The organism is Vibrio stylophorae (genome assembly GCF_921293875.1).
Lineage (GTDB): Bacteria > Pseudomonadota > Gammaproteobacteria > Enterobacterales > Vibrionaceae > Vibrio_A > Vibrio_A stylophorae.
Genome location: NZ_CAKLDI010000001.1, coordinates 2,451,881 through 2,476,712, shown reverse-complemented (window position 1 = coordinate 2,476,712; position 24,832 = coordinate 2,451,881). Strand labels below are relative to the sequence as shown.

The window sequence follows — 24,832 nt, the reverse complement described above, 5'->3', positions numbered from 1 at the left end:
ATTTACCGAAAGGATCGCGCTATTTATCGAGCTGAACCATTTTTGTTTCGGCCCAGTAGTCTTGAAAAGCGCGGTTTTTGGAATCAAACAGACAGATCAAATTACCCAAACCAAAGGCGGCTGTGGTTAAGCGAATGAGGATTTGCGATGGGCTTAACTGCTCACTTTCCCCTGGGCGTGCATTGATCAGTTTGATTTTCCAAGCACGCATTCCTAAGGTTTGACCACCTTTGGTCAGAAAATAGAGATAAAAGCTTAAAATGGCGAGACATAGCCAGAGCGCGAAAATGCTTGAGGCAGGTGAGGCACTTGCGAGATAGTCACTGATATCTTGATAGCCAGTGAGTTCGATAAATCCCATCATATTGAGCAGATAGACCACCCCAACGCCAATGCCAGAGGCAAGTAGCGCAATGGCGGCAACCAAAAAAGCATCATAGATCATCGCTAGTATGCGACGCACAAATCCAGCGTGAAGATCCATCACAGCATCGACCGCATTTTTTTTCCGTGGATTGGTTTGCTTGAACATAAATTCCCCCTATTAGGCGAAGTGTATCAAGAGCAGTCCAGTGGCGGAATAGGGATAGCAGGGGCTGTTGGCGCAAAAATAGCAGGATTAGCTTGCAGTTTTGTCGATAAAAACGGCGGGTCGAGCAAAAAAGAGGCAAACGAATAAAAAAATGCATTTTGTTGTTGCGCACCCTTCGCGCTTTTGTATAATGGCCGCACTTGCTTAAGAGCAATGCCGGTGTGGTGAAATTGGTATACACGACGGATTCAAAATCCGTTGCCTTCGGGCGTGGCGGTTCAAGTCCGCCCACCGGTACCATATTAAAATGACAAAGCCTCGACGAAAGTCGGGGCTTTGTTGTATCTAGCATAATCAAAAGCTTACCTCAGTTTTTCTCTCTATTATCCGATCATTTTTCCACTCGATAAGCGCCGTTCATCATTCTTGAGATTTCGCTCATGGTCCATTTATGGTTCATCGCATGCAGATTCTGTGCGCAAGGGAATCCCAGTAAATCCAATAACTGCTAAAAGCTGCAATCTCGCAGCGAGTATTACGAAGCACGCTTAGCGACCAGAACCATGTGCGACCATGGTGACTTTACGGTGCTATGCGGTTTTGGTTTGGCTGCTATAAGGTTACTGATCGTTTTGATGGTAAGCAAGTGCGTGCCCCTGGTTGATGTTAATGATTAAGATATTGTTCTTTGTGCAGCAAACTATGTGGCTGTTCGGCTAAGGGACATTCCGCCGATGGGAAGTCTTGGTTCGCCGGAGGAAGTCAATATCGCGCGAGCAGTTCAGTTTTTTGCACAGGCGAAGCGTAATTTGCCATACCGTTGTGTTGGCAGATGTGCTCAATGCCGGTGCTAATTATGTACCTGCTGAAAATCATGTGGTGGTTGATCGGGATCTAGTAACTGCACGCTCTTTTGCTGATATGAAAGCCTACTGGCAAGCGATTGTAGAAACGGCTCGATGCATGAATTAAGCACAGGGTTATTCATGAACTCTCATCGGTAACTTCATTAAACGATAAAGCCACGATGCAAGTTGGGGCTTTATTTTAGTGGTTAAGTGCGCGAAGTGCTTTCTTCAATTGTTATCTTAATGATTTGTCTATTTTAAATGTTGATGAACTACTTCTTTTCGAGTCACCCCTCAATTTTATGAAACTACCTCATGTTATAAATGTAATGTTTGTTTTGGTGCAATATCAGTGTGATGAATGCGTCATTATATAATTTATTCGGAGGGAAATGAGATTATGGGGAGTTTAAAAAAGTGGATTGGTTTAGCCAGTCTATCATTCATAGTCTTGATGACTGGTTGTGGTTCAACGCGAACCGTTCCTGAAGTTGTACATGCACAACTCAGTCCAAACGATAAGTTTACGATATCTCAATTTGACTTCACCTTGTCGAATACTGTGAATGTTCCTGATCTTTTGCGTGAAGCTGAATTTCGTGAAATCGTTTTGCAGGGGTTAGAGGATGGACTGCAACAGGCTAATTTACTTGCAGATAAAGATGATCCAAATGCAAAGCCACTGCATGTTCGAGCAACGTATATGCGTCGATTTATAGGTGATGGGACGCCAATACCAACCTGGTCACTTCGTGAACCTTTAATGTCGTATTCGCTAACTGAAGAAAATGCGGCGGGTGAGCACTATATTGTTGGTGAGCGCGACCTAACTCAGCAGAGGTTATTGTTCAAACAGTATGCAAAAGAGATTTATATCGCCTATAAATTTGGCTACTACATGGCTGATAGTCTGCTTCAAACCGTCTCTAATAAAAAAAATCATTTATCAGATGGTGATGTAAACAAAAAGCGATTTTTTGGGTATGTCGCGTTAGAAAAATCGTTTTATGAGCGTAGTTTTGATCCTGTCACGGATAGAAATTATATTCCTGATAGTGTCATTGACCCCCTGCTTACCCAGATTCGTAGTTCTGATTATTCGCAGCGAATGGATGGCTATGAAAAAATACAAGAGCAATGGTTCAATAGCCCTCAATTATTTGATTATATCGTTAAGCAGATAGAGGCGAAATTCATCAGCCCATTATCAGATAACGAGAAAGAAGAGTTAGAAGCTCAGATTGAAACTATTGCTCAAGCCGGCTTAAAAGAATACTTACCGGTTTTAGAGAAAGTCGCACAAAGTGCCGTTTCTCCTGATATTCGTGAGATGGCCGTTGACGCAATCGAAACGCTGCGGGAGCGTCATTTGAGCTCTTTTGTGATTCACCAACCCTTGCCTGATGGTATTGTGTTGTCTTGGCAAGAGCAGCAGCTCTATAACATGACACGGGCCACTGCGTTTGGGGTTGATAATGTTGATTTGCAAAAGCGAGCGGTCAAAGAGATTTACCGGCATTATCTAAGTAATGAGGTGTTGCTGGATGTGGTGAGTAAGGAACTGGAGAATGCAACGAATCCAATTTCATACCGAACATATGCGTCGACAGATTATTATGCATGGGCATGTCGAGTCTTAGGTAAATCAGGTAAGAAAAGATTCAAACCTCAACTTGAGCGTTTAGCTCAAACGGCGGTCTATGAGAAAGTTCGTGAATTTGCTGAGGAATACGCGGAAGAATTGTGAGCAGAACGTGATGGTCTGATTTTTTCGAGCACCTCTGAGAGAGCGAGGGGAAAGCCGAACCATATAACTACATGTTGTATCGTTCGGTTTTTATTTTTGAACCCTAACAACCAACCATTCGGACACATATTAACTAATTGAATATCTAGTTAATGGAGGTTTGAATGAGTAAATCATAACGACTCACCATCGCATTCCTAAATAATCTCAAGCCTAACCCAGCCAACGCGATATCTACCGACTACGAAGTGAACTTGTCTGCTATGAAAGATAGTGGCTTGCCAATTGGTGTTTGGTGCCTAGTGGGTAAGTCTGGTAACAAGCGTTTCTTGCTGTGATATATCAGCCCTATCACGGGGAAGAAAGTATCCATTGGTTTTGGCAAGCATCCCGAAACCAACATAGTGACTTTACGAAAGATCGCAAAAGAGTATCGCTAACAGATGCTCAAGCTTATTTCTCAGATTCAATTATTCGCTATGTTGACCTTCAAAGGTCGTAATCACTACGACCCTTATGACGCGAAAGCTTAACCTGCGCATGTTGCCGATGCATCAGCAAGCATGAAGGAAGCGGTTAAGGCTTTAGATGGTTTAGATAAGTTAAAAATTCCGTGTCTTTTTCGTAGCCACTTTTTTCATATAGACTTTGCGCTCTAAAGTTATCGGTTGCTGTGCTGAGCATGATATAAGCCGAATCTTTTTCTTTAGCGAAGATCTCTGCACGCTGAAGAAGTTGTTTGCCAACGCCCATTTTTCGATATTGATCATCTACGTATAGATCGTAGAGTAGCCAGGCGCGTTTCATTTCTAATGAGCAAAAGAGTGGATATAGCTGTGCAAACCCAGCGTATTCACCCGTTTCTGTCACAGCATAAAAAATATACGACTCATTGTTGATTAAACGTTGTTCTAGATAGTCTTGTGGATTTTTACCTGTTATATCAACCTGATAAAAGTCTAAATATTTTTCATAAAGTTTTGATATTGCAGGTAAGTGTGATCTATCGGCAAGCTGGATTTCGAATTTATTCATTTGTCTTTTTCTTATGTTCATTGGTTTACATTCGCTGACACCTAGCCCATGTGATGAGCTTCATTTCAGCTGTGGTGTCTTTATTGTAGTGATTACATCTGTCCAATCGTTGAAGATTTGTAGCATTTAATCCTTCTTATCCCTGTTCTTTTTCGCTAAGAATACGAACCAAAATCTAGATTTATTTTATATAGACAAATGACGTATTGGTGACTGTATGTGTTGCGGGCATGGCTGGTTGCCATGCATTGCGTTGGCTATTTTGTTGTTCATTTGGTGAATCGTCTGAGTGGCGGTGTTGCTGCTATTTTTTGGGCAATTGCTTGCGCCAATTTGTCTGATTAGACTGCACAAAATTGAGTCATTCATCAGTACCATGGAAGGTCTATATGACAGTTGCAGTAGAGGCGAGCCTAAAAGAGGCATCGTCAGTGAAGTCATTTCAAAAAATAGCCATTGGCGTTGTTGTTCTGTTGTGCGCGCTTGTGGTTTTTCAGCCCGGCATATTCCCTATTAATTCGGTAATATTAGCGATTAGTTTGATGATCGTGATGTGTCTACTACGTGTTCCTGTGCCCATTGCATTAATTGGTGGCGCCTTAGTGGGGGCGATCAATAGCGGCTTATCTGTTTCGCAGGCACTTGAAGCATACAATTCAAATTTAGGTGCAGGCGCTCAGGTCGGGATGACCTATGTGATGATCGGTGCCTTTGCGGTGGCATTAGCCCGAAGCGGTATTTTGGATCTATTTGCAAATAAAGTGACGATGGCAGTGTCATGTGGCGTATCGGCAAGGGGATTAAAGTGGGGGCTGTATGCAATTTTTGTCATTGTTTCAGTGATCTCACAAAATCTGGTGCCTGTGCATATCGCCTTTATTCCAGTGATGATTCCACCACTGCTGGCGACCTTTAATCGTCTTGGGATTGATCGCCGTGCCATCGCTTGTGTGATCGCTTGCTCCATCAGCATCAGTTATCTATTGCTTCCTACAGGGTTTGGTGCCATTTACCTTTTTGAAATCTTGCTACCAAATCTCAATGAGGCAGGAGCCGGATTCAACCTCAATATTGTTGCCAAGCAAGTACCACACGCGATGTTTTTACCCGTGATGGGCATTGTCGCGGGTATGTTGTTTGCAGTCTTCATTAGCTATCGCAGGCCGCGCCGTTATCAGTCGTCCTCTAAATCAGAGTTGCTAGTCGATGCGGCGAAAGATGTGGCGCCATCGCCCATTGCCCTCTCTCAGCTGCTGTTTGTGGTTGCTGCGGTTGTGGTCGCGCTCTGTTGTCAGCTGTGGTTTGATTCGCTACTGCTTGGCGCCATGCTTGGCTTTGTCATTCTCTCTTTTTCAGGCGTCTTTACTTGGCAGCAGCAAGATGATGTCTTTACCGAAGGGATGCGAATGATGGTACAAATTGCCATCATCATTACACTTGCTGCCGGCTTTTCTGGTGTTTTAAATGCAACCAATGAAATTCCAGCATTGATTGAAACCAGCAAAGCGATGATTGGTGATAATCAGATGTTTGCAGCGCTGATGATGTTGCTCGTTGGGTTGTTTATTACCATCGGTTTTGGGGATTCCTTTGCTAGTGTGCCGATTCTCGCGCCTATTTATGTACCATTAGCGCTATCGCTAGGATTTTCGCCCATGGCGACAGTGGCACTATTGGGCGCATCAGCTGCATTGGGTGATGCCGGCTCACCGGCATCAACTATCTCTTTAGGGGTGACTTCTGGATTAAATGCAGATGGTCAGCATGATCACTTACATGACTCGGTGATCCCGACCTTTTTACATGCCAATGTGGGGATGGTGTTATTTGCATGGTTAGCCGCACTGATTCTTTAATGATATTTGATAAAAAAGGCCGCAGTTGATTGCGGTCTTTTTTCATCGCGTTATTTGGCTTTATGCGGATTGCTGCTGTGACGTAAGTCGATCCGTGGTAGCGGTTTGCTGTGACATCGGCTGGTACAATCATTACAGTTTGCGCAGCTTCCGTTGTGAAGCGTTATAGTTATTTTAATTTTTGAAGATATTTGTATACCGTGGGTTCAGAAAGATCTAATTCGTTAGCAACACGATGAACGCTTCCTTTTAGTAAAAAAACACCTTCAGCATTGAGGCGAGAAATGATATCTACCTTATCATTTTGTGCCATCGTTTCGACAGGAATTCCTGCAGATTGAATGACACTTGTAATACGGCTATCAACAAGCTCAGGTACTGTTTGACCTAAATTTTCATCAACTTCATCGAGCTGAATATCTGATTGTGGTAATACGCCACATAAAAAACTATCAAGTACTTGTTTCACTCGGACGTAGTCATCAACTAGCATGTTGATACACATGGCTCCAATGATATTTTTTTCTGAATTTCGAATAAAATAAGTCGCACACTTGAGGATGTTTTGATTTTTAGTAATCGCACGATAATTACAGCGATAGAGTGTATTTGCGTTTTCCTTATCCCCTAGCGTCTTAACAACTAAATCAGTAATAGGATCACCTACCTTTCGGCCTGTCACATGGCCATTGCGAATTTTTCGGATCGATTGGTGTAAATCAGTGAAGTCGTGAACAACAACTTCGGCATTTTCACCCAGAAAATCGGCGAGAAAATCGACCATGACCTCATATGGTTGAAATACGGAATCCAATTTTACCTCCTAATTCATTCTTGCAAGCTACTGCTTACGATAAGTCGTATAAATTATAATTTATTATACACAATTCTCTGCATGAATGTTGAAGGCTTTGGTAGGGTGTGATCTGAGTCTGTATATTTTTAATGATTGTTTTATAAGAGCTTTTTATTGTTTCTAATCTTGGCGGTATTGGTGTAAGTCCTGTAAGTAAAAAATTATTATATAACCATCAGTTTGTGATATTCATCACTTATTGATGGTGTTTAAGATGGTCTTTCAGAAGATCTGTGATCTGATGCGTGTTAATTGGAAGTGAATGCGTATAAATTATTATCCTTGATTGATAATTTCTTATCTGGCATCGATGAATGTCGGATGTTGTGAGATGCTCTGCATGGATATATCCAGAAAACTTGCACGAATACCTAGCGAGACCACGTTAGATGATGCTCCGTTTCAATCTGTTCATGTTTATGCCGCATTGGGAGGCATGGGGGGGCACCTTACAGATGGTTATGTGCTTGGTATTATTGGTATTGCACTTGGAATGGCAGGAAGTGAATTAACGCTAAATGCCTATTGGTTGGGATTGCTGGGCGCAGCATCGTTACTGGGACTTCTATTTGGGAGCTTGATTTCTGGTATTTTTGTTGATCGTCTTGGTCGCCTCAATTTATATCGATGGTCTATGGTTGCGATTTTTGCGCTATCGGTCGTCCAATGTTTTGTTCATACGACTGAAGTTTTATTAGTTGTTCGCTTGTTGATTGGTTTATCTCTCGGTGCTGATTACGTAGTGGGTTTATCGCTGATTAGTGAGATTTTACCGAAACGCCATCGAGGATCAGTGCTGGGCTCAATGATTGTGACTTGGGGGCTTGGTTATATGTTGTCATTTTGCATTGGCTACTGGCTCGGTGAATCTACTGGCGATAATTGGCGTTTAGTTTTGGCGACAAGTTCAGTCCCAGCTTTTTTAACGATGCTCGTTCGCTGGCAGACCCCTGAATCACCCAATTGGCTTTTCAGTCATGGTTATCCTGAAAAAGCTCAACAAGTAGTTGAACGTTATTTTTCTAATCCGATTCGATTAGAACATTATGAAAATGATAGACAGACAACATCATTTAGTTCGATTTTTGGTAAAGAATTGCGAGCGAATACATTTGTAGGTTCTGTGTTTTATGCTTGTCAGGTGATTCCTTACTTTGCTATTGGCACATTTATTCCTGTTATTTTAAAAGGCGTTGGTGTTCATTCGGTATATTATACTGGGTTGATTTATAATAGCGCGCTCGTGATTGGATCTCTTATTGGTGTATTTCTTGTTAATCGATTGTCTAGGCGTGAGTTTCTAATTGGTGGGTTTTATTTTTCGGCAATTACTTTATCGCTAGTTATCGTGATGATGGAACACTCATTTGTAGCTATGTCAATTTTCTTTGGATTGTTTTCATTGGGGTTATCTGCTTCTTGTGTATTAGATACTGTGTATCCGCCGGAGTTGTTTCCTAATGAATCAATAGGTGCCGGTGTTGGTTTTGTAGTTTCGATGAGTCGACTAGGTAGTGGTCTTGGAACTTTCCTATTCCCTATTATTTCTGAAGATTATGGTGTTGCTTTCGCATTGAAGATTTGCGTCGTGACATTAATGTTTGGTGCGATTGTCTGTACTCGTTATGCACCGGAGACAAAATTCAAATAAAAGATATCAAGTCGCTTGGTATATAAAATGTCAATTCTCTATTCTATTCGGCGGTGGAGTTGGTATCGCTTTGCTTTCGAAAATGTAATTTTTTTAAAAGGAAATAAAAATGTCTGAAAATAAACAACTAACTACATTTCAGCGTTATTTGACGCTGTTTGTTCTTGGAACTGCTGCTGGTATTATTTATAAGGTTGCGTATCTTCGAGAGGTTCTTTATGAACCATTGATGCAGGCGCTTTCTTTAACTAATGCTGAAATTGGTGCACTGAGTAGTATCTTTGGTACTGTTTCTTTGATGTGTTATATCCCCGGTGGTTTTGTCGCTGATAAGTTTAAACCTAAGTCTCTTCTTGTATTTTCTTTGATTGGTACCGGATTATTAACTTTCTGGTATGCAACATTACCGTCGTATAACTCGATGGTAATTATCATGGGGGCAATGGCGATTACGACTATTTTGACTTTCTGGTCGGCATTCGTGAAGGCAGTTCGCATTTTGGGCGGTGAGAAAGATCAAGGTAAATTCTTTGGTTATTCAGAAGGTATTCGTGCTGCTATGGGAATGGGCGTAGCATTTGCTGCTCTAGCATTTGTTGAACTGGCAAGCTCTGCGGTGAGCGGCATTCGTACTACGCTGATTTTCTACGGATCGCTATATGTTGGCCTTGGTCTATTGACACTATTTTTGTTGCCAAATGATGAGAGTAATGAAGACTCTGAGCCAGTTATTACTGTGGCTGCAATTAAAGCGCTTTTGATGACGCCTGGATTGTGGTTAGTTTCTTTGATTGTATTTGCGGCTTACTGTGTGTACGCGCTGCAATCTTACACCACGCCGTATATGCAAAACGTCTTCATGGTTCCTACTGCGCTGGTTGGTGTTGTTTCGATCATTCGTCAATATGGCATCGGTATCCTTTCTAGCCCACTGGCTGGTACTGTTGCAGATAAAATAGGTTCACCAACAAAATCAGTTGCTATCTTCCTTTTGTTTGCTGCGCTATCTGGTGTTGGTCTTGTGGTATTACCGAATACAGCATCTTACTGGTTCATCATCATGCTGACACTATCGACAGCGTTTATGGTATACGGCTTGCGCGGCATCCAATTTGCAACGATGAACGAAGCAAAAATCCCTGTGGGCTCGACTGGCGCAGCCGTTGGTATTATCTCTGTTCTTGGTTATTCACCAGATGCATTTATCTATAGCCAAGTTGGTGGCTGGCTTGACGCTTACCCTGCAGAAACAGCATACAAAATGATTTTCACGTACATGGTGGCGATGACTTGCGTGGGCTTTGTCGGTGTGCTCGGCATCCTCAAATTAAAAGCAAAAAAACAAACAACTGAAGCGTCGGCATAATTGGAGTATTTATGATGAAACATAATTTTGAGCAATTCATTGATCGTAAAGGCACACAATGTTGGAAGTGGGACCAAGAAGGTTCACTCGTGAGTTATCCAATGGGTTGTGCTGATACTGATTTTCGTGCACCACAAGAAATTGTTGATGCGCTTAAATCAAAAATTGATGAAGGTATTTTGGCATACGGTGAAGGGGTGCCAAGCGCATTGAATGAGGCCTTGGCAGGCTATTATCAGCGTCGTCATAACATGAGCGTTGCGCCACAGCACTTTATCTACTTCTCGGGCATTATCGTGGCGATGAAAATTGTATTAGACGCGTTTACGGTGGCCGGTGATAAGGTCATTGTTCAAACGCCTGCGTTCCACAATTTTGGGCATTTACTCGATGTGAATGGTCGTATCATGCTGGAAAACGAATTGGTATTTAATGCGCAAACTCGCCAATATCAAGTCGATTTTGAAGAGCTTGAAGCACAAGCTAGCGACCCGCGTTGTAAAGTGATGGTGTTGTGTAATCCGCATAACCCTGTAGGTAAAGCTTTCTCTAAAGAAGAGCTTTTGCAAATTCACCGTATCTGTAGTTGTCATGGCGTTATGGTATTTAGTGATGAAGTACATGGCGATATTTACTATGACGGAAAGCAGCATGTTCCATATTTATCGATTGGTGAAAATGTTGAGCAGCACGCGATGATTGTGAGTGCGTCAGGAAAGACCTTCAATATTCATGGTATGTATGCATCTTATTTGATGATCTGCGATGAAGAGTTGAAGACGCGCTTCCAGCAAGCGGCTTCACGTATGCACTTTGATTATTCCATTCTTGGCGCTCTGGCCAATACGGTCGCGTACAGCGGTGAATGTGACTACTACATTGATGGCTTGGTTGGTTATCTTCAAACGAATTTGGATTACATTCGCGCTTTTCTTAAAGATAACGATATTGCTGTGCAGTTGATTGAGCCCGATGCAACTTACCTTGTTTGGTTGGATTTTTCGCAGTGGAATATTCCAGGCGCAGGGCTCAAGCAATTGCTGGCAAAACATGGCTTAGGCATCAACGAGGGGGAAAAATTCGGCAAGGGTGGTGCGGGCTTTGTTCGTATGAATACCGCTTGTCACATGGACACCCTAATTGGCGCAATGAATGCTATAAAAAAAGCATATGAACAAGAGGTTAAAAATAAATAATGCAAGTAATTTTCTCTGAAAACGCACCGAAAGCAATTGGTCCTTATTCGCAGGCAATGCAAACAGGGAATTTGATTTTTGTATCTGGGCAACTGCCTGTGGTTCCAGAAACCATGACGGTGATTTCTGCTGATGTAGCTGAACAGGCAGAACAGAGTATTCAGAATATTAAAGCAATTTTAGCTACGCGTGATTTGACCTTGAATAACGTGGTGAAAGCGAGTGTTTTTCTCAGTGATATGGCTGATTTTGCTGCAGTAAATGCAGTATATAGCGAGCATTTTAATGAGATTTATCCGGCGCGTACTTGTGTTCAGGTTGCTCGTTTGCCCATGGAGGCTAAGGTTGAAATTGAAGTGATTGCTGAAATCGCTTAAATATCAACCACTCAATTTGAACGATTAATATTTGTGTTTGAGCCAGCGAGGTATGCTTCGCTGGCTTTTATATTTTGTGTGACCCGTCCTAAATACGGTTGACACTTTCTGACCATCAAATTGGAGAGTGTTATGAAATCAACCCACAAGCGAACACAAAGAGATTATTCCCTTACCTTTAAACTCGCTGTTGTCGACCAAGTAGAAAAAGGCGAGCTAAGCTACACACAAGCGCAAGAGCGCTATGGCATCCAAGGTTGAAGTACGGTTTTAGGTTGGCTTCGTAAGTATGGCCGTCTAGATTGGAATCAAGGAACACCTGATTACTAGTGCCTAACCAACGCGCCTATCATCGAACGACGCACAGTCGACATCACTTCTATTGTCATCAAAACTATCTAAAAGCAGGCTTTAAACCCAATCAACCTGAGCAGTTGTGGGTAGCAGATATTACCTACCTTCCCACACTCAAGGGTAAAGCCTATCTAAGCCTTGTCACTGATGCCTACTCTCAGAAAATCGTGGGTTATCACGTGGACGACAACTTAAAGACCCAATCAGTAAAGCAAGCCTTCATTAAGGCACTGAAGAGTAAACGAAGAAGCACAGCGCTGATTCATCATTCAGACCGAGGCATTCAATACTACTCTCGAGAGTATCAAGCACTGCATCAAAAACATGGCATTACATGTTCAATGACAGATGGCTATGACTGCTATCAAAACGCATTAGCAGAAAGAGTAAATGGGATTTTAAAGCAGGAGTATTTGTTGATAAAACCAAGGGATTTGCAGGAAGCCAGAAGAATGGTGGCTGAATCTGTGACTTTGTATAACGAACAGCGACCTCATACGGGACTGAAATACAAAACACCCGATGAAGTACATCGGGCGTTTTATACTTAAAATGTGCCAACCTATATCAGGACGGGACATTATGTTAATCAGACGCAGCAATTTTTCACAGTGCTATGAGCTCCCGTTGGATATAAAGCAATATCTCTATTTTGGATGACAAGATTTAGAGCCAGCGCAAAACTAATATATGAAGAATTGGCCTGCAGATAGCATTGGTTGTGTTTTAACAGATGCCTGTCATACTGTTAAAATTAATCGAGCAATCAATGAATTGCTCCTGTCTCATTGAGAACAAATAACCAAGGGATTTTGTTATGAAGCGTTTATTGATGGTGATGAGTGTGTGCTCGATTGTACTCGGCCTTTCGGGGTGTGTGTTGACCATTGACCCGCCACCTTGCGCAGACCCTGCACCACTTTCAGGTGAGCTCGCTGATGCCACTCGTTTTATCGTTGGTTTGAAAGAGGGGAGCAATACCGCGCAAGAGGCCACGCGTCTTGCCAATATGATTCAAGCGCCCGTGGTGATGCAGTTTGAATTGATTCAAGCCTTTGTAATCGACAGTACACCAAATGCGGTTCAGCAACTGCGCTGTGATAGTGCGGTTGAGTATGTTGAAGTGGATGGTATTGTGACCATTCAATAGTTCGATAAACTGATATTTTTCGGTTTATATTCAAGAAAATGCGCCTTTTGGCGCATTTTTTTTGAACTGTGTTTAACCTCACGGATGTGAATATGTGCCATGGGGCATAATTCTTTTTTTCCATCCATTTTCAATATCATGCGCGAAGATTTAGCTTTTATGACGGTTGTTGAGGATGTATTGCAGCAGCACCGTGCTTTGCTCAACGAGATCTATGTCTTTTCCCATAAGACAGGGGCAAGTATGCAAGATCAAATCAAACGTCATGCATGGCAAACGCTATTGGTGAAACATGTGCTGAAACAATATGGATGGCCACAAATCAAGGTAATGCCGCCGGAAAAGGAGATGATTGCACGGCTGCGTGAGCAAGCCATGCAATGGTATACCTTAGGTCGCTGATTTTTTTCGCTTATCTGCTAAGCGTTAATCTTGCGGTAGTTCGGTGTGGAGTTTAGCGCTGACTTCAGGATAGAAATCGCAAGGTGCAAAGAAGTGACACCACTGGTTGGTACGTGGGTGTTTTAAGGTCAATTCAAGCGCATGCAGCTCTAAACGCTGGGTCATGGCTTGCGCCATTGGACGCGCGTAAAAGCCATCACCAATAATTTCATGTCCCAAACTCATCATATGAACACGTAGCTGGTGCGAGCGGCCTGTAATGGGTTTGAGATCCACTACGCTGGTGGTCATGCCATCTTCACGGGTTTCCCGTGCTAAGACTTCAAAGCCTGTTTGTGACGGCTTACCTTGCTCAAAGCAAACTTTCTGTTTTGGACGATTTGGCCAGTCGCAAATCAGTGGCAAATCGATTTCACCTGCATCTTGTTTGAGATGACCCCAAACGCGCGCGATATAGCGTTTTTGTGGAATACGATCGCGAAACTGTGCTTTGAGGTGGCGTTCGGCTTGTTTGTGCTTAGCAAAAAGAACGATGCCAGAGGTTGCCATATCGAGGCGATGAACAATTTGCGCCAATGGGTGCTGACTCACCACGCGCAAATAAGCGCTGTCATGATGTTCAGGCTCGCGCCCTGGTACAGAGAGTAGCCCAGAGGGTTTATCGATCACGATAATGTCATCATCTTCATACACAACAGACAACCAAGGATCTGTTGGTGGATGATATTCAAAGGCGGGCAAAGGATTGCTCATATCTTTGCGTTTACTCATAACAAGGCTAAAAAGGTTGGAGATTGTAGCATGTGGGGATTTCTGAGCGCGAATCGGTGTGAGCACACTTTTTTCAAAAGTGAGATCTCACACCGCTTATCCGCATTTTGTTGCAGTGGATTAATTGTGCGAAACCACAATCAGGCGTAGCGAATCGAGGCCAATCTGCGCGCTATCGATGGATTGACTGAGGGTTTCAATCTGCTCAGCAATCTGTTCAATTTCCACATCGCGAATGTTGGGATTCACTGCCTTTAAATTCACTAAACGATCGCGCTCGTTACCAAGCATCTGCTGCATGGTGGTTTTGGCTTGTTCACGAATCGCCAGCCCCTGTTTTTCTGCCGCAATATCGCCATGTTGAATCAGTTGGTGAACCGCCGTTTGAACTGAGTTCACCACCTTGCTGGCAAGATGTCGATTGATTGGGCTGAGCTGACGGTGGAAGCTGTCAAATTCAACCTGCGCTGCAAGATCGTTACCTTTGTTATCCAGCAGTACACGAATGGGTGTAGCAGGGAGGAACTGATGAATACCGGTGCGTTTTGGTGCCTGTGCTTGAACGGTATAAATGAGTTCAAGGAATAGGGTGCCTGCAGGTAGCGCTTTATTTTTCAACACGGAAACAGCTGTGGTGCCCGCACCTTCAGCCAGTAGCATTTCAATGCCGCCTTGCACCAGCGGGTGCTCCCAGCTGACAAATTGCACATCTTCACGAGAAAGCGCGACATCGCGTTCAAAGGTGATGGTACAACCATCTTGTGGTAGACCCGGATAGCTTGCTAACAGCATATGCTCTGATGGATGCAGCACAATGGCGTTATCGCCTTTGTCATCTTGATGCAGACCTGCGGTATCAAACAAGCCCAAGGCAAAAGCAACGAGTTCGGTATCGCCATCATGATTGGCAATACGTTCTGCCAATGCTTCAGCAGCTGCGCCGCCGTTTGAGTGTTGCTCCAATAGGCGATCGCGTCCGGCTTCTAGTTTTGCTTTGAGTGCATTATGCAGCTCACGGCTATCGTTAACCAGCGCTTCAAAGTCGCTATCTGTAGGCTGATTATTGGCGAGCGATGCGACGACGGCATCACCAAATTGATCATAGACTGCGCGACCTGTCGGGCAGGTTTCTTCAAAGGCATTGAGGCCTTGATGATACCAAGTTGCCAATTTTTCCTGTGCGCCGCCAGCAAGTAGCGGGACGAAAATTTCGATGGTTTGACGCTGACCAATGCGATCAAGACGGCCAATACGTTGTTCGAGCAAGTCTGGGTTCATTGGCAGATCAAACATCACCAATTGGTGCGCGAACTGGAAGTTACGACCCTCAGAGCCAATTTCAGAACAGATCAGCACCTGCGCACCAGCTTCCTCTTGCGCAAAGTAAGCGGCCGCTTTATCGCGCTCGATAATGGTCATGCCTTCATGGAAGACAGTGCCACGGATCCCTTCGCGCTCACGCAGCGCCTGCTCAATGCTGAGTGCGGTGCTGGCTTTACCACAGATCACCAAAATTTTTTCTTGGCGATTGGCTTTGAGATGTTCAAGCAGCCAGTCGATACGAGGGTCGAAACGCCACCAGGTTGCACTGTCGCCATCGCCTTCAAATTGTTGATAGATCTCTTCTGGATAGAGGTATTGCTTGGTCTTGCCTGCGTCATCTAAACGCTTGTTCATGATCGAGGCAACTTTCAATGCTGTTTCGTACTGGGTTGGCATTGCCAGTGGAATGAGTGTTAGCTGACGTTGCTGAAAACCTTTGACGCCGCCGCGGGTGTTGCGGAACAAAATACGACCCGTGCCGTGGCGATCCATTAGTTGCTGAACCAGCGTTTGGCGCGCATTGAGCTGCGCTGCTGAATCGCTATTGGCATCGGTTAAAACAGCTAGTGCTTCTAGGCTAACGGCATCGTTGAGTTTATCGCGAAGGGTTTGCTCAGCATCCGCGGGGAGTTCGGCGCTTTGGTTGAGCGCATTGACCGCTTCTGCGACGGGCGCGTAAGCTTTTTCCTCTTCAACAAAGGCAGGGTAGTCATAGAAACGATCTGGGTCGAGCAAACGCAGGCGTGCAAAGTGGCTTTGGTGGCCAAGCTGCTCTGGTGTTGCAGTTAGCAATAGTACGCCTGGGGTGTGCTCTGCGAGCGATTCAATAATTTGATATTCACGGCTGGCTTTTTCTTCAGACCAAGTGAGATGGTGCGCTTCATCCACCACCAAAAGATCCCAATCAGCCGCGCAGAGCTCTTCACAGCGCTGGCGATGCTTACGCAGAAAATCGATAGACAGCAACACAAATTGCGCGGTCTCAAATGGGTTGCGGGCATCGGCTTCCAGGCAGCGCTCTTCATCAAAAATAGAGAAATGCAGGTTAAAGCGGCGCATCATCTCGACTAGCCATTGGTGCTGTAGGGTTTCAGGCACCACGATCAGCACGCGCTCAGCGCGGTGTGATAGCACTTGCTGGTGAATGATCATCCCAGCTTCAATGGTTTTACCCAAGCCAACTTCATCAGCCAAGAGTACACGCGGCGCATAGCGGCGACCCACTTCATGGGCGATGTACAGCTGGTGTGGAATCAGGCTTGCGCGCATGCCTGTGAGGCCACGCAGTTCACCGGTTTGTTGCTGCTGTTGATGTTGCAAAGCGCGATAGCGCAGGGCAAAACGATCCATGCGATCGATTTGACCAGCAAAGAGTTTGTCTTGAGGTTTGCTCAGTTGAATGGTGTGGCACAGCAAAATTTCACGCAGTGCGACGTCAGTTTCGCTGGTATCAATACGAGTGCCGTGGTAGGTGAGTAGGCCGCCTTGCTCTTCCACTTGCGCGACTAAAAGCTCCCAGCCTTCATGGCTTTGAATTTGATCGCCGGGATTAAACATCACACGGGTTAAAGGGGCATCATTGCGTGCATAGACGCGATTCTCTTCACTGGCTGGAAACAAAAGGGTTACAGTGCGGGCTTCAACCGCAATCACAGTACCTAAACCTAAATCACTTTCGCTGTCGCTGATCCAGCGCTGTCCCAATGCAAATGGCATCTATGTCAAACCTCAGTACAAACCTTGTAAATGTCGCGCGGTGGCGACGGAGCAGTCTATGGGGTATTGCCGATAAACTGCTGGGGCGAAAAGGGGCACATGGTAATGGAAGGCGTGACAGAGATCACCTTTCAATCCATGTTTTATCCGTTCAATTGATCAATATCAGGTCACTTGATGTTGTTGTAACCAAGTGCTTGCTTTTGCCAACACTTGACCAAACCACGGTGTATAACAGTGTGGATGGGCGGCAAGGTGTTCGCAAACATGATTTAGGGGCTGCCACTCCAAAGCCATCACTTCATCAGGATTGGCCGGGGGAAGCGGACCGTCATAGGGGGCGAGAAAACAGTGATCCCATTCGTGTTCAACCAGCCCATTGCTCAGCGCCGCTCGATATTCAAAGGGGGATAGGTCAACCAAAGGCGTGGTGAGGGTGAGATTGATCTCTTCACGCAGGCGGCGATACACCGCAGCTTCAATGGCTTCATCAGGGCGCGGGTGTGAACAGCAGGTATTGGTCCACAAACCACCGCAATGATATTTATGCAAGGCGCGCTGTTGCAGTAACAGCTCAGTCACATCACCGCGACGACGATAGAGAAGTACAGAGAACGCCAGATGACGTTGACCTAATTCGTGCGCGGTTAATTTTTCCTGCGTTCCACAGGGATGTCCTTGCTGATCGACTAAAACGACAAATTCAGTCATATCGCACTCCACAAAAAAAGGCACGCGAGGCGTGCCTTAGCAACACGAGTTAAGTTTACTGCGACTTTTGTCGCGCTGCGATCTCAGCATTGAGCTGTTCGATCTTTTCTGCCATCAGTTGGTGGCAGTGGTTGGCGTATTCACGCACGCTTTCTTTGGCATATTGCGATGAATCAATTTGCGGCAGCATCTCTACAATCACCACGCCATTATTCCAACGGTTGAGTTTTACCTGATCGGTGGCACTACAAACAATTGGTGTGACAGGCACTTTGGCAGCGACTGCGGCGTGGAATGCACCGGTTTTAAAAGGCAATAAGCCACGGCCACGTGAACGGGTGCCTTCAGGGAACATCCAAATAGAAACAGCGCGTTCTTTAATTTTATCGACCACTTGGCTGATGGTATTGACCGCTTTGCTGCGATTAGCGCGGTCGATCAGGATATTACCTGTGATCCAGTAAATTTGGCCAAAAAGAGGAAGCCAAACCAAGCTTTTTTTACCGACGGTAACCACATTGGGAACCACGGCTGCGGAAACAGTGAATAGATCCCAGTTACTTTGGTGGTTGGCGATATACACGCTTGGACCGCGCTGATAGGCATCGGCAGGTAAACGAAGCTCAAGCTTGATACCAAAGAGAGGCGCGAGTTTGGAAAATAGACGACCAAAGGTAAACACGTGTTTAGGATTGCGTGGGCTGAACAAACAATACAGCGTGCCAAAAACAAAGGTGACAATGGCGAAAATAGCCAGCATCAACAAACGAAACACAAGGATCATGTTGGCTTCCTTACAAACAAAGTGACGGCAGTATAACGATGCGGAGAAAAAATGCACTGCCTTTTAGCAATGAGCGCGCCATGGGCGCGCTCATTGAGGACAAAGCAACACGGGTTACTCGACATCTTGCGATGTCTGCTCCTCGCTTGCGCTGCCGTGCATTTCAATTTCAATTCCGGTAACGCGCTGTAGACCGCGAGGCAACAAGGCACCGCGACGACCGCGTTCACCACGGAAGTTGGCGAGATCGTCCCATTTCAGACCGAGCTTACGCTTACCTGCATAGAGGGTGATATGCGCGCCTTTTGGCAACACGGTGAGATATGCCAAGACCTCTTCTCGCGCTTTGGCGCGTGCTGCTGGAATATTGATGATCTTATTCCCTTTACCTTTCGGCAATTGTGGCAAGTCCTGAATTGGGAACAGCAGCATGCGGCCTTCATTAGTAATCGCGAGCAGCTCATCCTCTGCCAAGCTGGTGACCGCTTGTGGCGGTAGCACTTCGGCATTGGCTGGCAAGCTCAGCATCGCTTTACCGCTGCGGTTTTTCGATTGCAGATCGCTATGCTTACAGATAAAGCCATAACCCGCATCTGAGCCCATTAGCCACAATTGTTCATCTTCAGCCATTACTACCTGACGTACTGTGGTATTTGGCGTGATGTTAAGGCGGCCGGTAATTGGCTCACCTTGGCTGCGAGCAGAGGGTAGGCTGTGTGATTCTAACGCGTAGGTGCGACCATCGGTGCCGATAAACACTGCAGGTTGGCTGCTCTTACCACGCGCCGATGCCAGATACTGGTCACCAGATTTGTAGTTCAAGCCAGCGACATCAACATCATGGCCTTTGGCGTGGCGAATCCAGCCTTTTTCAGAGAGCACCACAGTGATCGGTTCACTTGGGATCAGATCTTTTTCATTCAATGCTTTGGCTTCGTGACGCTCAACCAATGGTGAGCGGCGATCGTCGCCATAGGTTTTGGCATCAGCCAAAATCTCTTTTTTCAGCAAAGTGCTCATGCGGCGCTCAGAGCCGAGCAGTTGCTCTAGCTTGTCGCGCTCTTTGCTCAGTTCATCTTGTTCACCGCGAATCTTGATCTCTTCAAGTTTGGCCAACTGGCGCAATTTAATTTCAAGAATCGCTTCTGCTTGTTTATCGGACAGACCAAAGCGCGCCATGAGCTCAGCTTTCGGATTGTCTTCGCTACGAATGATCTCAATCACTTCATCAATGTTGAGATAAGCGATCAGCAAGCCATCCAAAAGGTGTAAGCGAGCCAGTACTTTATCTAGGCGATATTGCAAGCGGCGACGCACTGTATCACGGCGGAAGGTCAGCCACTCATTAAGAATGGTGAGTAAGCCTTTGACCTGTGGACGACCATCCAAGCCGATCATATTGAGGTTGATGCGATAGCTCTTTTCCAAGTCAGTGGAAGCAAAGAGGTGGTTCATCAACTGTTCGCAGTCCACACGATTGGAACGCGGTACAATCACAATGCGGGTTGGGTTTTCATGATCCGATTCATCACGAAGATCATCCACCATCGGCAATTTCTTAGCGCGCATTTGGTTGGCGATCTGCTCAAGCAATTTAGCGCCAGACACTTGATGCGGTAGCGCGGTGATCACAATGTCATTGCCATCTTTTTGCCATACCGCGCGCATTTTGATGCTGCCACGGCCGCTTTGATAGATCTTGGTGATCTCGCTGCTTGGGGTGATGATTTCCGCTTCGGTTGGATAATCAGGACCTTTGACGTAATCCAGTACATCTTTCAGTTCAAGATTTGGATTATCTAAAAGTGCCACTGCGGCATTGGCTACTTCACGCACGTTGTGTGGTGGAATATCAGTGGCCATACCCACGGCGATACCGGTGACGCCATTGAGCAAAATATGCGGTAAACGTGAAGGTAGCACGCATGGCTCTTTCATGGTGCCATCAAAGTTTGGGGTCCAATCTGCCGTGCCTTGACCTAGTTCACCGAGTAGCACTTCAGCAAAGCGTGAGAGTTTTGACTCGGTGTAACGCATCGCTGCAAAGGATTTAGGATCATCCGGTGCGCCCCAGTTTCCTTGGCCATCGACCAATGGATAGCGATAAGAGAAGGGCTGCGCCATCAATACCATGGCTTCATAGCAGGCCGAGTCACCATGGGGGTGATATTTACCCAGTACGTCGCCGACGGTACGCGCCGATTTTTTATATTTGGCAGAGGCATTAAGGCCAAGCTCGGACATCGCATAGATGATACGACGCTGTACCGGTTTGAGACCGTCACCGATATGTGGCAGCGCACGATCCATGATCACGTACATGGAGTAGTTGAGATATGCGTCTTCTGTAAAGCGACGAAGGGGAAGCTGTTCCACCCCGTCCATGGTTAGTTCGGTCATTGTTGTTGTTCCATCGGTTTGGACATTGGCGCAGGGGTTGCTGTGATCACACAGTTACGGCCAGCTGTCTTCGCTTGATAGAGCGCCGCATCGGCGCGACGAATTAATTGGGCTAAATTTTGATCTTGGCTTTGTCGGGTTGCAATACCAAAGCTTGCGGTGACCTTTAGTCCTTCCGCGATGCTTGACCACGAGTAGTTGGCGCAAATTTGTCGTAGGCGCTCTGCGATCATCTCAATATCTTTGTAATCGGTGTGTTTGCAGATAATCAAAAACTCTTCACCACCAAAACGAATCAGTGCATCGTTATCACGTAGAGAGCCATGAAATAGGTGCGCCAAGGTGATGAGTGCCTGATCCCCGATGGGATGACCAAAGTTATCGTTAATCACTTTAAAGTGGTCGATATCAAAGAGGATCACCGCGAGTTGTGGATTATGACGCCAAATCTGAACCTTGCTCGACTCAAAGTGGTGGCGATTGTAGCAACCTGTCAGCGGGTCACGCGAGACATCGCGTTTTAATCGCTGAATTCGTGTGCGGCTCAAGACCAATAAAAAGAGTAGGAACAAAATAAAGCTGATGATGATGATCACTTTTTTTTGCTCATTTTGCTCTTCGAGCTGTTCTTTACTTTTCATCAGCGCATTTTTAAGCATCATCTGCTCAACGTTATATTGCGCTTTAAAAAGAGCTGACATCAGGTCGTTACGCAGCGTCATTCGCTGACGTAGTTGAATGTTGTAATCCTTGCTTGCTTGATAGGCGAGCTCAAACTTGCCTTGCTCTGCAAAAATAGCGCTACGTCGTTGCAAGATACGAGCGCGGTAGCGATAGCGGTCAAAGTGGCCGAGTTGGTCAGCTAAATGACAGGCTGATTCAAGGCTGGTGAGCGCAGCCTCGAGATTGTGGCGCTGCTGATAGATATCCGCCAATAGCAAGTAATAGGAGGTCGCATAGGTGCTGGCATCAAGCTTGAGAACCAAGGGCTTTGCCATCTTTGCTTGTTCAAGCGCCTGATCATAACGATGCTGCGACATTGAAATTTTGATATAGCTGAGATGGTAAAGGAGTTGGCTCTGCGGGGTATGCAGGGTTTTTGCCAATTGGCGAATGGCATTAGCTTGACGCGCCGCTGCCGCATTTTGGTTCAAACGAACATAGGATTGAGTGAGGTAATAGCGGGCCAGTAGCTCATCCCAAAGATCGCCCTGTTGTTTAAACTGGGTGATAGCCAAGCTATAAAGCTCTGCTGCACGATCATAACTGCCCAGCTCAGAGTAGAGCCGCGCAATCATAAAATCTGTGCTGTTACGAATCGTTGGCAGTTCATATTGATAAGTTAAAAAGCGGCTGTCTTGAATATACTGCAACGCTTCATCACTTTGGTTGACGGCTAGCCAAGCGCGGCCAATATGCAGCAACATACTGGCTTTGAGCTCTGGTGGTATATTTTTTTGGTATGGATCGAGTTGCTCTGCACGAATCAGCGCGCGGTCATAATGGCCCATCCCAATCGCAGCCTCAATGGCACAAAGCTCCAGATGAATTTGTTCAATGTTGGATAATTTCAACTGCTCATTGGCATGACGCACGGTTTTTCGCGCTTCAGGAAATTGACCCAGCTTCATCTCGATATGGCATTTCAGTACCGCCTTGGCCCCTTTCAGTTGGGGATCAACCTCAAGCGCTCTGAGCGTATTGAGTGCTTGCCAAGGCTCAGATTTTGCCTGTTCACGAATGGACGCAAGCCCCGCTGAGGCAGCAGGGCTTAATAGGAATATGATCAGGCAAACAAAAAGCCGAAAGGGGTGGATCATTGTACTTCCGCCAAATCACCTTTTGCTTGAAGCCAGTGGCGGCGATCTTCCGAACGTTTTTTGCCGAGTAGCATATCCATCATCTCATGGGTTTGCTCATGATCATCAATGGTCAACTGAACCAAACGGCGGGTATTTGGATCCATGGTGGTTTCGCGAAGTTGCAGTGGGTTCATTTCACCCAGACCTTTAAATCGCACCACATTGACCTTGCTGCGCTTGTTGGCGAGACGATCTAAAATGCCTTGTTTTTCTGCTTCATCGAGGGCGTAAAATACTTCTTTCCCGCAATCAATACGAAACAGCGGTGGCATTGCGACATAAACGTGGCCGGCATCTACCAAGGCTTTAAAGTGACGGACGAAGAGCGCACACAATAGGGTGGCGATATGCAGACCATCGGAGTCCGCATCGGCAAGAATACAGACTTTACCGTAGCGCAACCCACTGAGATCGTCGCTATCTGGATCGATGCCCAGAGCCACTGAGATATCATGCACCTCTTGCGAGCCAAGCACTTGGTCAGCAGACACTTCCCAGGTGTTTAGGATCTTACCGCGCAGCGGCATGATTGCTTGAAACTCACGATCACGGGCTTGCTTTGCACTACCGCCCGCTGAGTCACCCTCGACCAAAAAGAGTTCGGTGCGATTGAGATCTTGCTGGCTACAGTCAGTCAGCTTGCCGGGTAGCGCTGGGCCTGAGGCAATTTTCTTGCGCACGACTTTTTTGCTCGCGCGCATACGACGATGGGCGTTAGCAATACAAACTTCAGCGAGTAGCTCGGCAACCTGCGGGCGTTCGTTGAGCCACAGGGTAAAGGCATCTTTGACCACGCCAGACACAAAGGCGGCTGATTGACGAGAAGACAGGCGCTCTTTGGTTTGACCGGCAAATTGTGGATCTTGCATCTTGATCGACAACACGAAAGCGCAGCGCTCCCAGATATCGTCGGCGGTCAGTTTCACGCCACGTGGTAGCAAGTTGCGATAATCACAAAAATCACGCATCGCTTCTAACAGCCCTTGGCGCAAGCCGTTGACATGAGTACCGCCAAGTGGGGTTGGGATCAAGTTTACGTAGCTTTCTGTGACCAGTTCACCACCTTCAGGTAGCCAGACCACCGCCCAGTCAGCGGCTTCGCCTTGTGCGGAGAACTCACCAGTAAAAGGTTGCTCTGGCAGGCAAACGAACTCTTTGACGGCATCGCTTAAATAATCGCGTAGGCCATCTTCAAAGAACCATTCATGGCGCTGATCGTTGACTTTGTCTTGAAAGACGATGGTTAAGCCCGGGCACAGTACGGCCTTGGCTTTTAAAATAGTGAGTAATTTGCTGACTGAGAATTTGCCACTGTCAAAGTAGCTGGTATCTGGCCAAAACTGCACGCGGGTTCCCGTGGTGCGTTTGCCACAGGTGCCGGTGATGGTTAGTTCTTGTACTTTTTCGCCGTGTTCAAAGGCGATATCGTATACTTGGCCATCACGTTTCACCGTGATTTCAACACGATTCGACAGGGCGTTGACCACAGAAATACCCACCCCGTGCAAACCACCGGAGAACTGATAGTTCTTATTGGAGAACTTGCCGCCAGCGTGCAATTTACAAAGAATGAGTTCAACGCCGGATACACCCTCTTCAGGGTGAATATCTACTGGCATACCGCGGCCATCATCAATCACTTCAAGAGATTGATCAGCATGAAGAATTACTTCGACACGACGCGCATGACCAGCCAAGGCTTCATCGACACTGTTGTCGATCACCTCTTGGCCCAAGTGGTTTGGGCGTGTTGTATCGGTGTACATCCCTGGACGGCGACGCACGGGCTCAAGGCCATTGAGAACCTCAATGGCTCCAGCGTTATATTGCTCAGTCATAATTTTGGTAAGTCACAAATTGTTGGCACCAATAGTCGGCGGGGCACTTTCTATTGT

At 45.9% G+C, this 24,832-nt stretch carries 18 protein-coding genes, 1 tRNA gene and 1 pseudogene; 10 read left to right on the top strand and 10 right to left on the bottom strand.

All coding sequences use genetic code 11. The annotated features are described in order from the left end of the window. Nucleotides 1–19 precede the first annotated feature (19 nt). Nucleotides 20–532 carry an RDD family protein gene (locus tag L9P36_RS11520; RefSeq protein WP_237467011.1) on the bottom strand — a complete coding sequence of 171 codons (513 nt, stop codon included), beginning with the start codon at nucleotides 530–532 and terminating at the stop codon, nucleotides 20–22. Nucleotides 533–747: 215 nt separating this feature from the next. On the opposite strand from L9P36_RS11520, the gene L9P36_RS11515 reads away from it, so the two are divergent. Together L9P36_RS11515 and L9P36_RS11510 are read left to right on the top strand one after the other, a co-directional pair. Then, nucleotides 748–832 (top strand) — tRNA-Leu (locus tag L9P36_RS11515). Nucleotides 833–1,780: 948 nt separating this feature from the next. Beyond that, nucleotides 1,781–3,127 (top strand): hypothetical protein, encoded by a 1,347-nt coding sequence (locus L9P36_RS11510; RefSeq protein ID WP_237467009.1) that lies wholly within the window; start codon nucleotides 1,781–1,783, stop codon nucleotides 3,125–3,127. Nucleotides 3,128–3,703: 576 nt separating this feature from the next. On the opposite strand, the gene L9P36_RS11505 is transcribed toward L9P36_RS11510, so the two are convergent. Beyond that, nucleotides 3,704–4,162 (bottom strand): GNAT family N-acetyltransferase, encoded by a 459-nt coding sequence (locus L9P36_RS11505; protein WP_237467007.1) that lies wholly within the window; start codon nucleotides 4,160–4,162, stop codon nucleotides 3,704–3,706. Between the two features lie 389 nt (nucleotides 4,163–4,551). On the opposite strand from L9P36_RS11505, the gene L9P36_RS11500 reads away from it, so the two are divergent. Further along, on the top strand, nucleotides 4,552–6,018 hold the full coding sequence (locus L9P36_RS11500) for a Na+/H+ antiporter family protein (protein ID WP_237467006.1): 1,467 nt from the start codon (nucleotides 4,552–4,554) through the stop codon (nucleotides 6,016–6,018). 169 nt (nucleotides 6,019–6,187) lie between these two features. Here L9P36_RS11500 and L9P36_RS11495 read toward each other — a convergent pair whose 3' ends face one another. Continuing rightward, the gene (locus L9P36_RS11495) at nucleotides 6,188–6,832 is read right to left on the bottom strand and encodes a helix-turn-helix transcriptional regulator (RefSeq protein ID WP_237467004.1); all 645 of its coding nucleotides are present in this window, start codon (nucleotides 6,830–6,832) and stop codon (nucleotides 6,188–6,190) included. A 382-nt stretch (nucleotides 6,833–7,214) separates the two neighbouring features. Between L9P36_RS11495 and L9P36_RS11490 the strand changes: the two genes are divergently transcribed. The 7 genes and pseudogenes from L9P36_RS11490 (at nucleotide 7,215) to L9P36_RS11460 (ending at nucleotide 13,370) form a co-directional block, all read left to right on the top strand. Further along, nucleotides 7,215–8,525 carry an MFS transporter gene (locus L9P36_RS11490; protein WP_237467002.1) on the top strand — a complete coding sequence of 437 codons (1,311 nt, stop codon included), beginning with the start codon at nucleotides 7,215–7,217 and terminating at the stop codon, nucleotides 8,523–8,525. 109 nt (nucleotides 8,526–8,634) lie between these two features. Further along, nucleotides 8,635–9,891 carry an MFS transporter gene (locus L9P36_RS11485; protein WP_237467000.1) on the top strand — a complete coding sequence of 419 codons (1,257 nt, stop codon included), beginning with the start codon at nucleotides 8,635–8,637 and terminating at the stop codon, nucleotides 9,889–9,891. 11 nt (nucleotides 9,892–9,902) lie between these two features. After that, the gene (locus L9P36_RS11480) at nucleotides 9,903–11,087 is read left to right on the top strand and encodes a MalY/PatB family protein (RefSeq protein WP_237466998.1); all 1,185 of its coding nucleotides are present in this window, start codon (nucleotides 9,903–9,905) and stop codon (nucleotides 11,085–11,087) included. Next, complete coding sequence (locus L9P36_RS11475) at nucleotides 11,084–11,464, top strand: RidA family protein (RefSeq protein WP_237467920.1); 381 nt, start codon at nucleotides 11,084–11,086, stop codon at nucleotides 11,462–11,464. Before L9P36_RS11480 ends, L9P36_RS11475 begins: the two co-directional genes overlap by 4 nt. 132 nt (nucleotides 11,465–11,596) lie before the next feature. Further along, a pseudogene (locus L9P36_RS11470) lies at nucleotides 11,597–12,369 on the top strand (IS3 family transposase). Between the two features lie 266 nt (nucleotides 12,370–12,635). Further along, nucleotides 12,636–12,968, top strand: coding sequence for a hypothetical protein (locus L9P36_RS11465; protein WP_237466996.1), 333 nt, complete (start codon nucleotides 12,636–12,638; stop codon nucleotides 12,966–12,968). A gap of 159 nt (nucleotides 12,969–13,127) precedes the next feature. Further along, nucleotides 13,128–13,370 carry a hypothetical protein gene (locus tag L9P36_RS11460; protein WP_237466994.1) on the top strand — a complete coding sequence of 81 codons (243 nt, stop codon included), beginning with the start codon at nucleotides 13,128–13,130 and terminating at the stop codon, nucleotides 13,368–13,370. 24 nt (nucleotides 13,371–13,394) lie between these two features. Here L9P36_RS11460 and rluA read toward each other — a convergent pair whose 3' ends face one another. From rluA to parE, 7 genes are all read right to left on the bottom strand, one after another. Further along, nucleotides 13,395–14,111 (bottom strand): bifunctional tRNA pseudouridine(32) synthase/23S rRNA pseudouridine(746) synthase RluA, encoded by a 717-nt coding sequence (rluA, locus tag L9P36_RS11455; protein ID WP_237467919.1) that lies wholly within the window; start codon nucleotides 14,109–14,111, stop codon nucleotides 13,395–13,397. A gap of 150 nt (nucleotides 14,112–14,261) precedes the next feature. Beyond that, nucleotides 14,262–17,180, bottom strand: coding sequence for an RNA polymerase-associated protein RapA (gene rapA / locus L9P36_RS11450; protein ID WP_237466993.1), 2,919 nt, complete (start codon nucleotides 17,178–17,180; stop codon nucleotides 14,262–14,264). 165 nt (nucleotides 17,181–17,345) lie between these two features. Beyond that, a complete protein-coding gene (idi, locus tag L9P36_RS11445; protein ID WP_237466990.1) occupies nucleotides 17,346–17,891 on the bottom strand; it encodes an isopentenyl-diphosphate Delta-isomerase in 546 nt (181 codons plus the stop codon). Nucleotides 17,892–17,946: 55 nt separating this feature from the next. Beyond that, a complete protein-coding gene (locus L9P36_RS11440; protein WP_237466988.1) occupies nucleotides 17,947–18,675 on the bottom strand; it encodes a 1-acylglycerol-3-phosphate O-acyltransferase in 729 nt (242 codons plus the stop codon). A gap of 114 nt (nucleotides 18,676–18,789) precedes the next feature. Beyond that, a complete protein-coding gene (gene parC, locus L9P36_RS11435; protein ID WP_237466986.1) occupies nucleotides 18,790–21,075 on the bottom strand; it encodes a DNA topoisomerase IV subunit A in 2,286 nt (761 codons plus the stop codon). After that, the gene (locus L9P36_RS11430; RefSeq protein ID WP_237466976.1) at nucleotides 21,072–22,895 is read right to left on the bottom strand and encodes a GGDEF domain-containing protein; all 1,824 of its coding nucleotides are present in this window, start codon (nucleotides 22,893–22,895) and stop codon (nucleotides 21,072–21,074) included. The genes parC and L9P36_RS11430 overlap by 4 nt, the downstream gene beginning before the upstream one ends. After that, nucleotides 22,892–24,775 carry a DNA topoisomerase IV subunit B gene (gene parE / locus L9P36_RS11425; RefSeq protein WP_237466974.1) on the bottom strand — a complete coding sequence of 628 codons (1,884 nt, stop codon included), beginning with the start codon at nucleotides 24,773–24,775 and terminating at the stop codon, nucleotides 22,892–22,894. The genes L9P36_RS11430 and parE overlap by 4 nt, the downstream gene beginning before the upstream one ends. Nucleotides 24,776–24,832 lie beyond the last annotated feature (57 nt).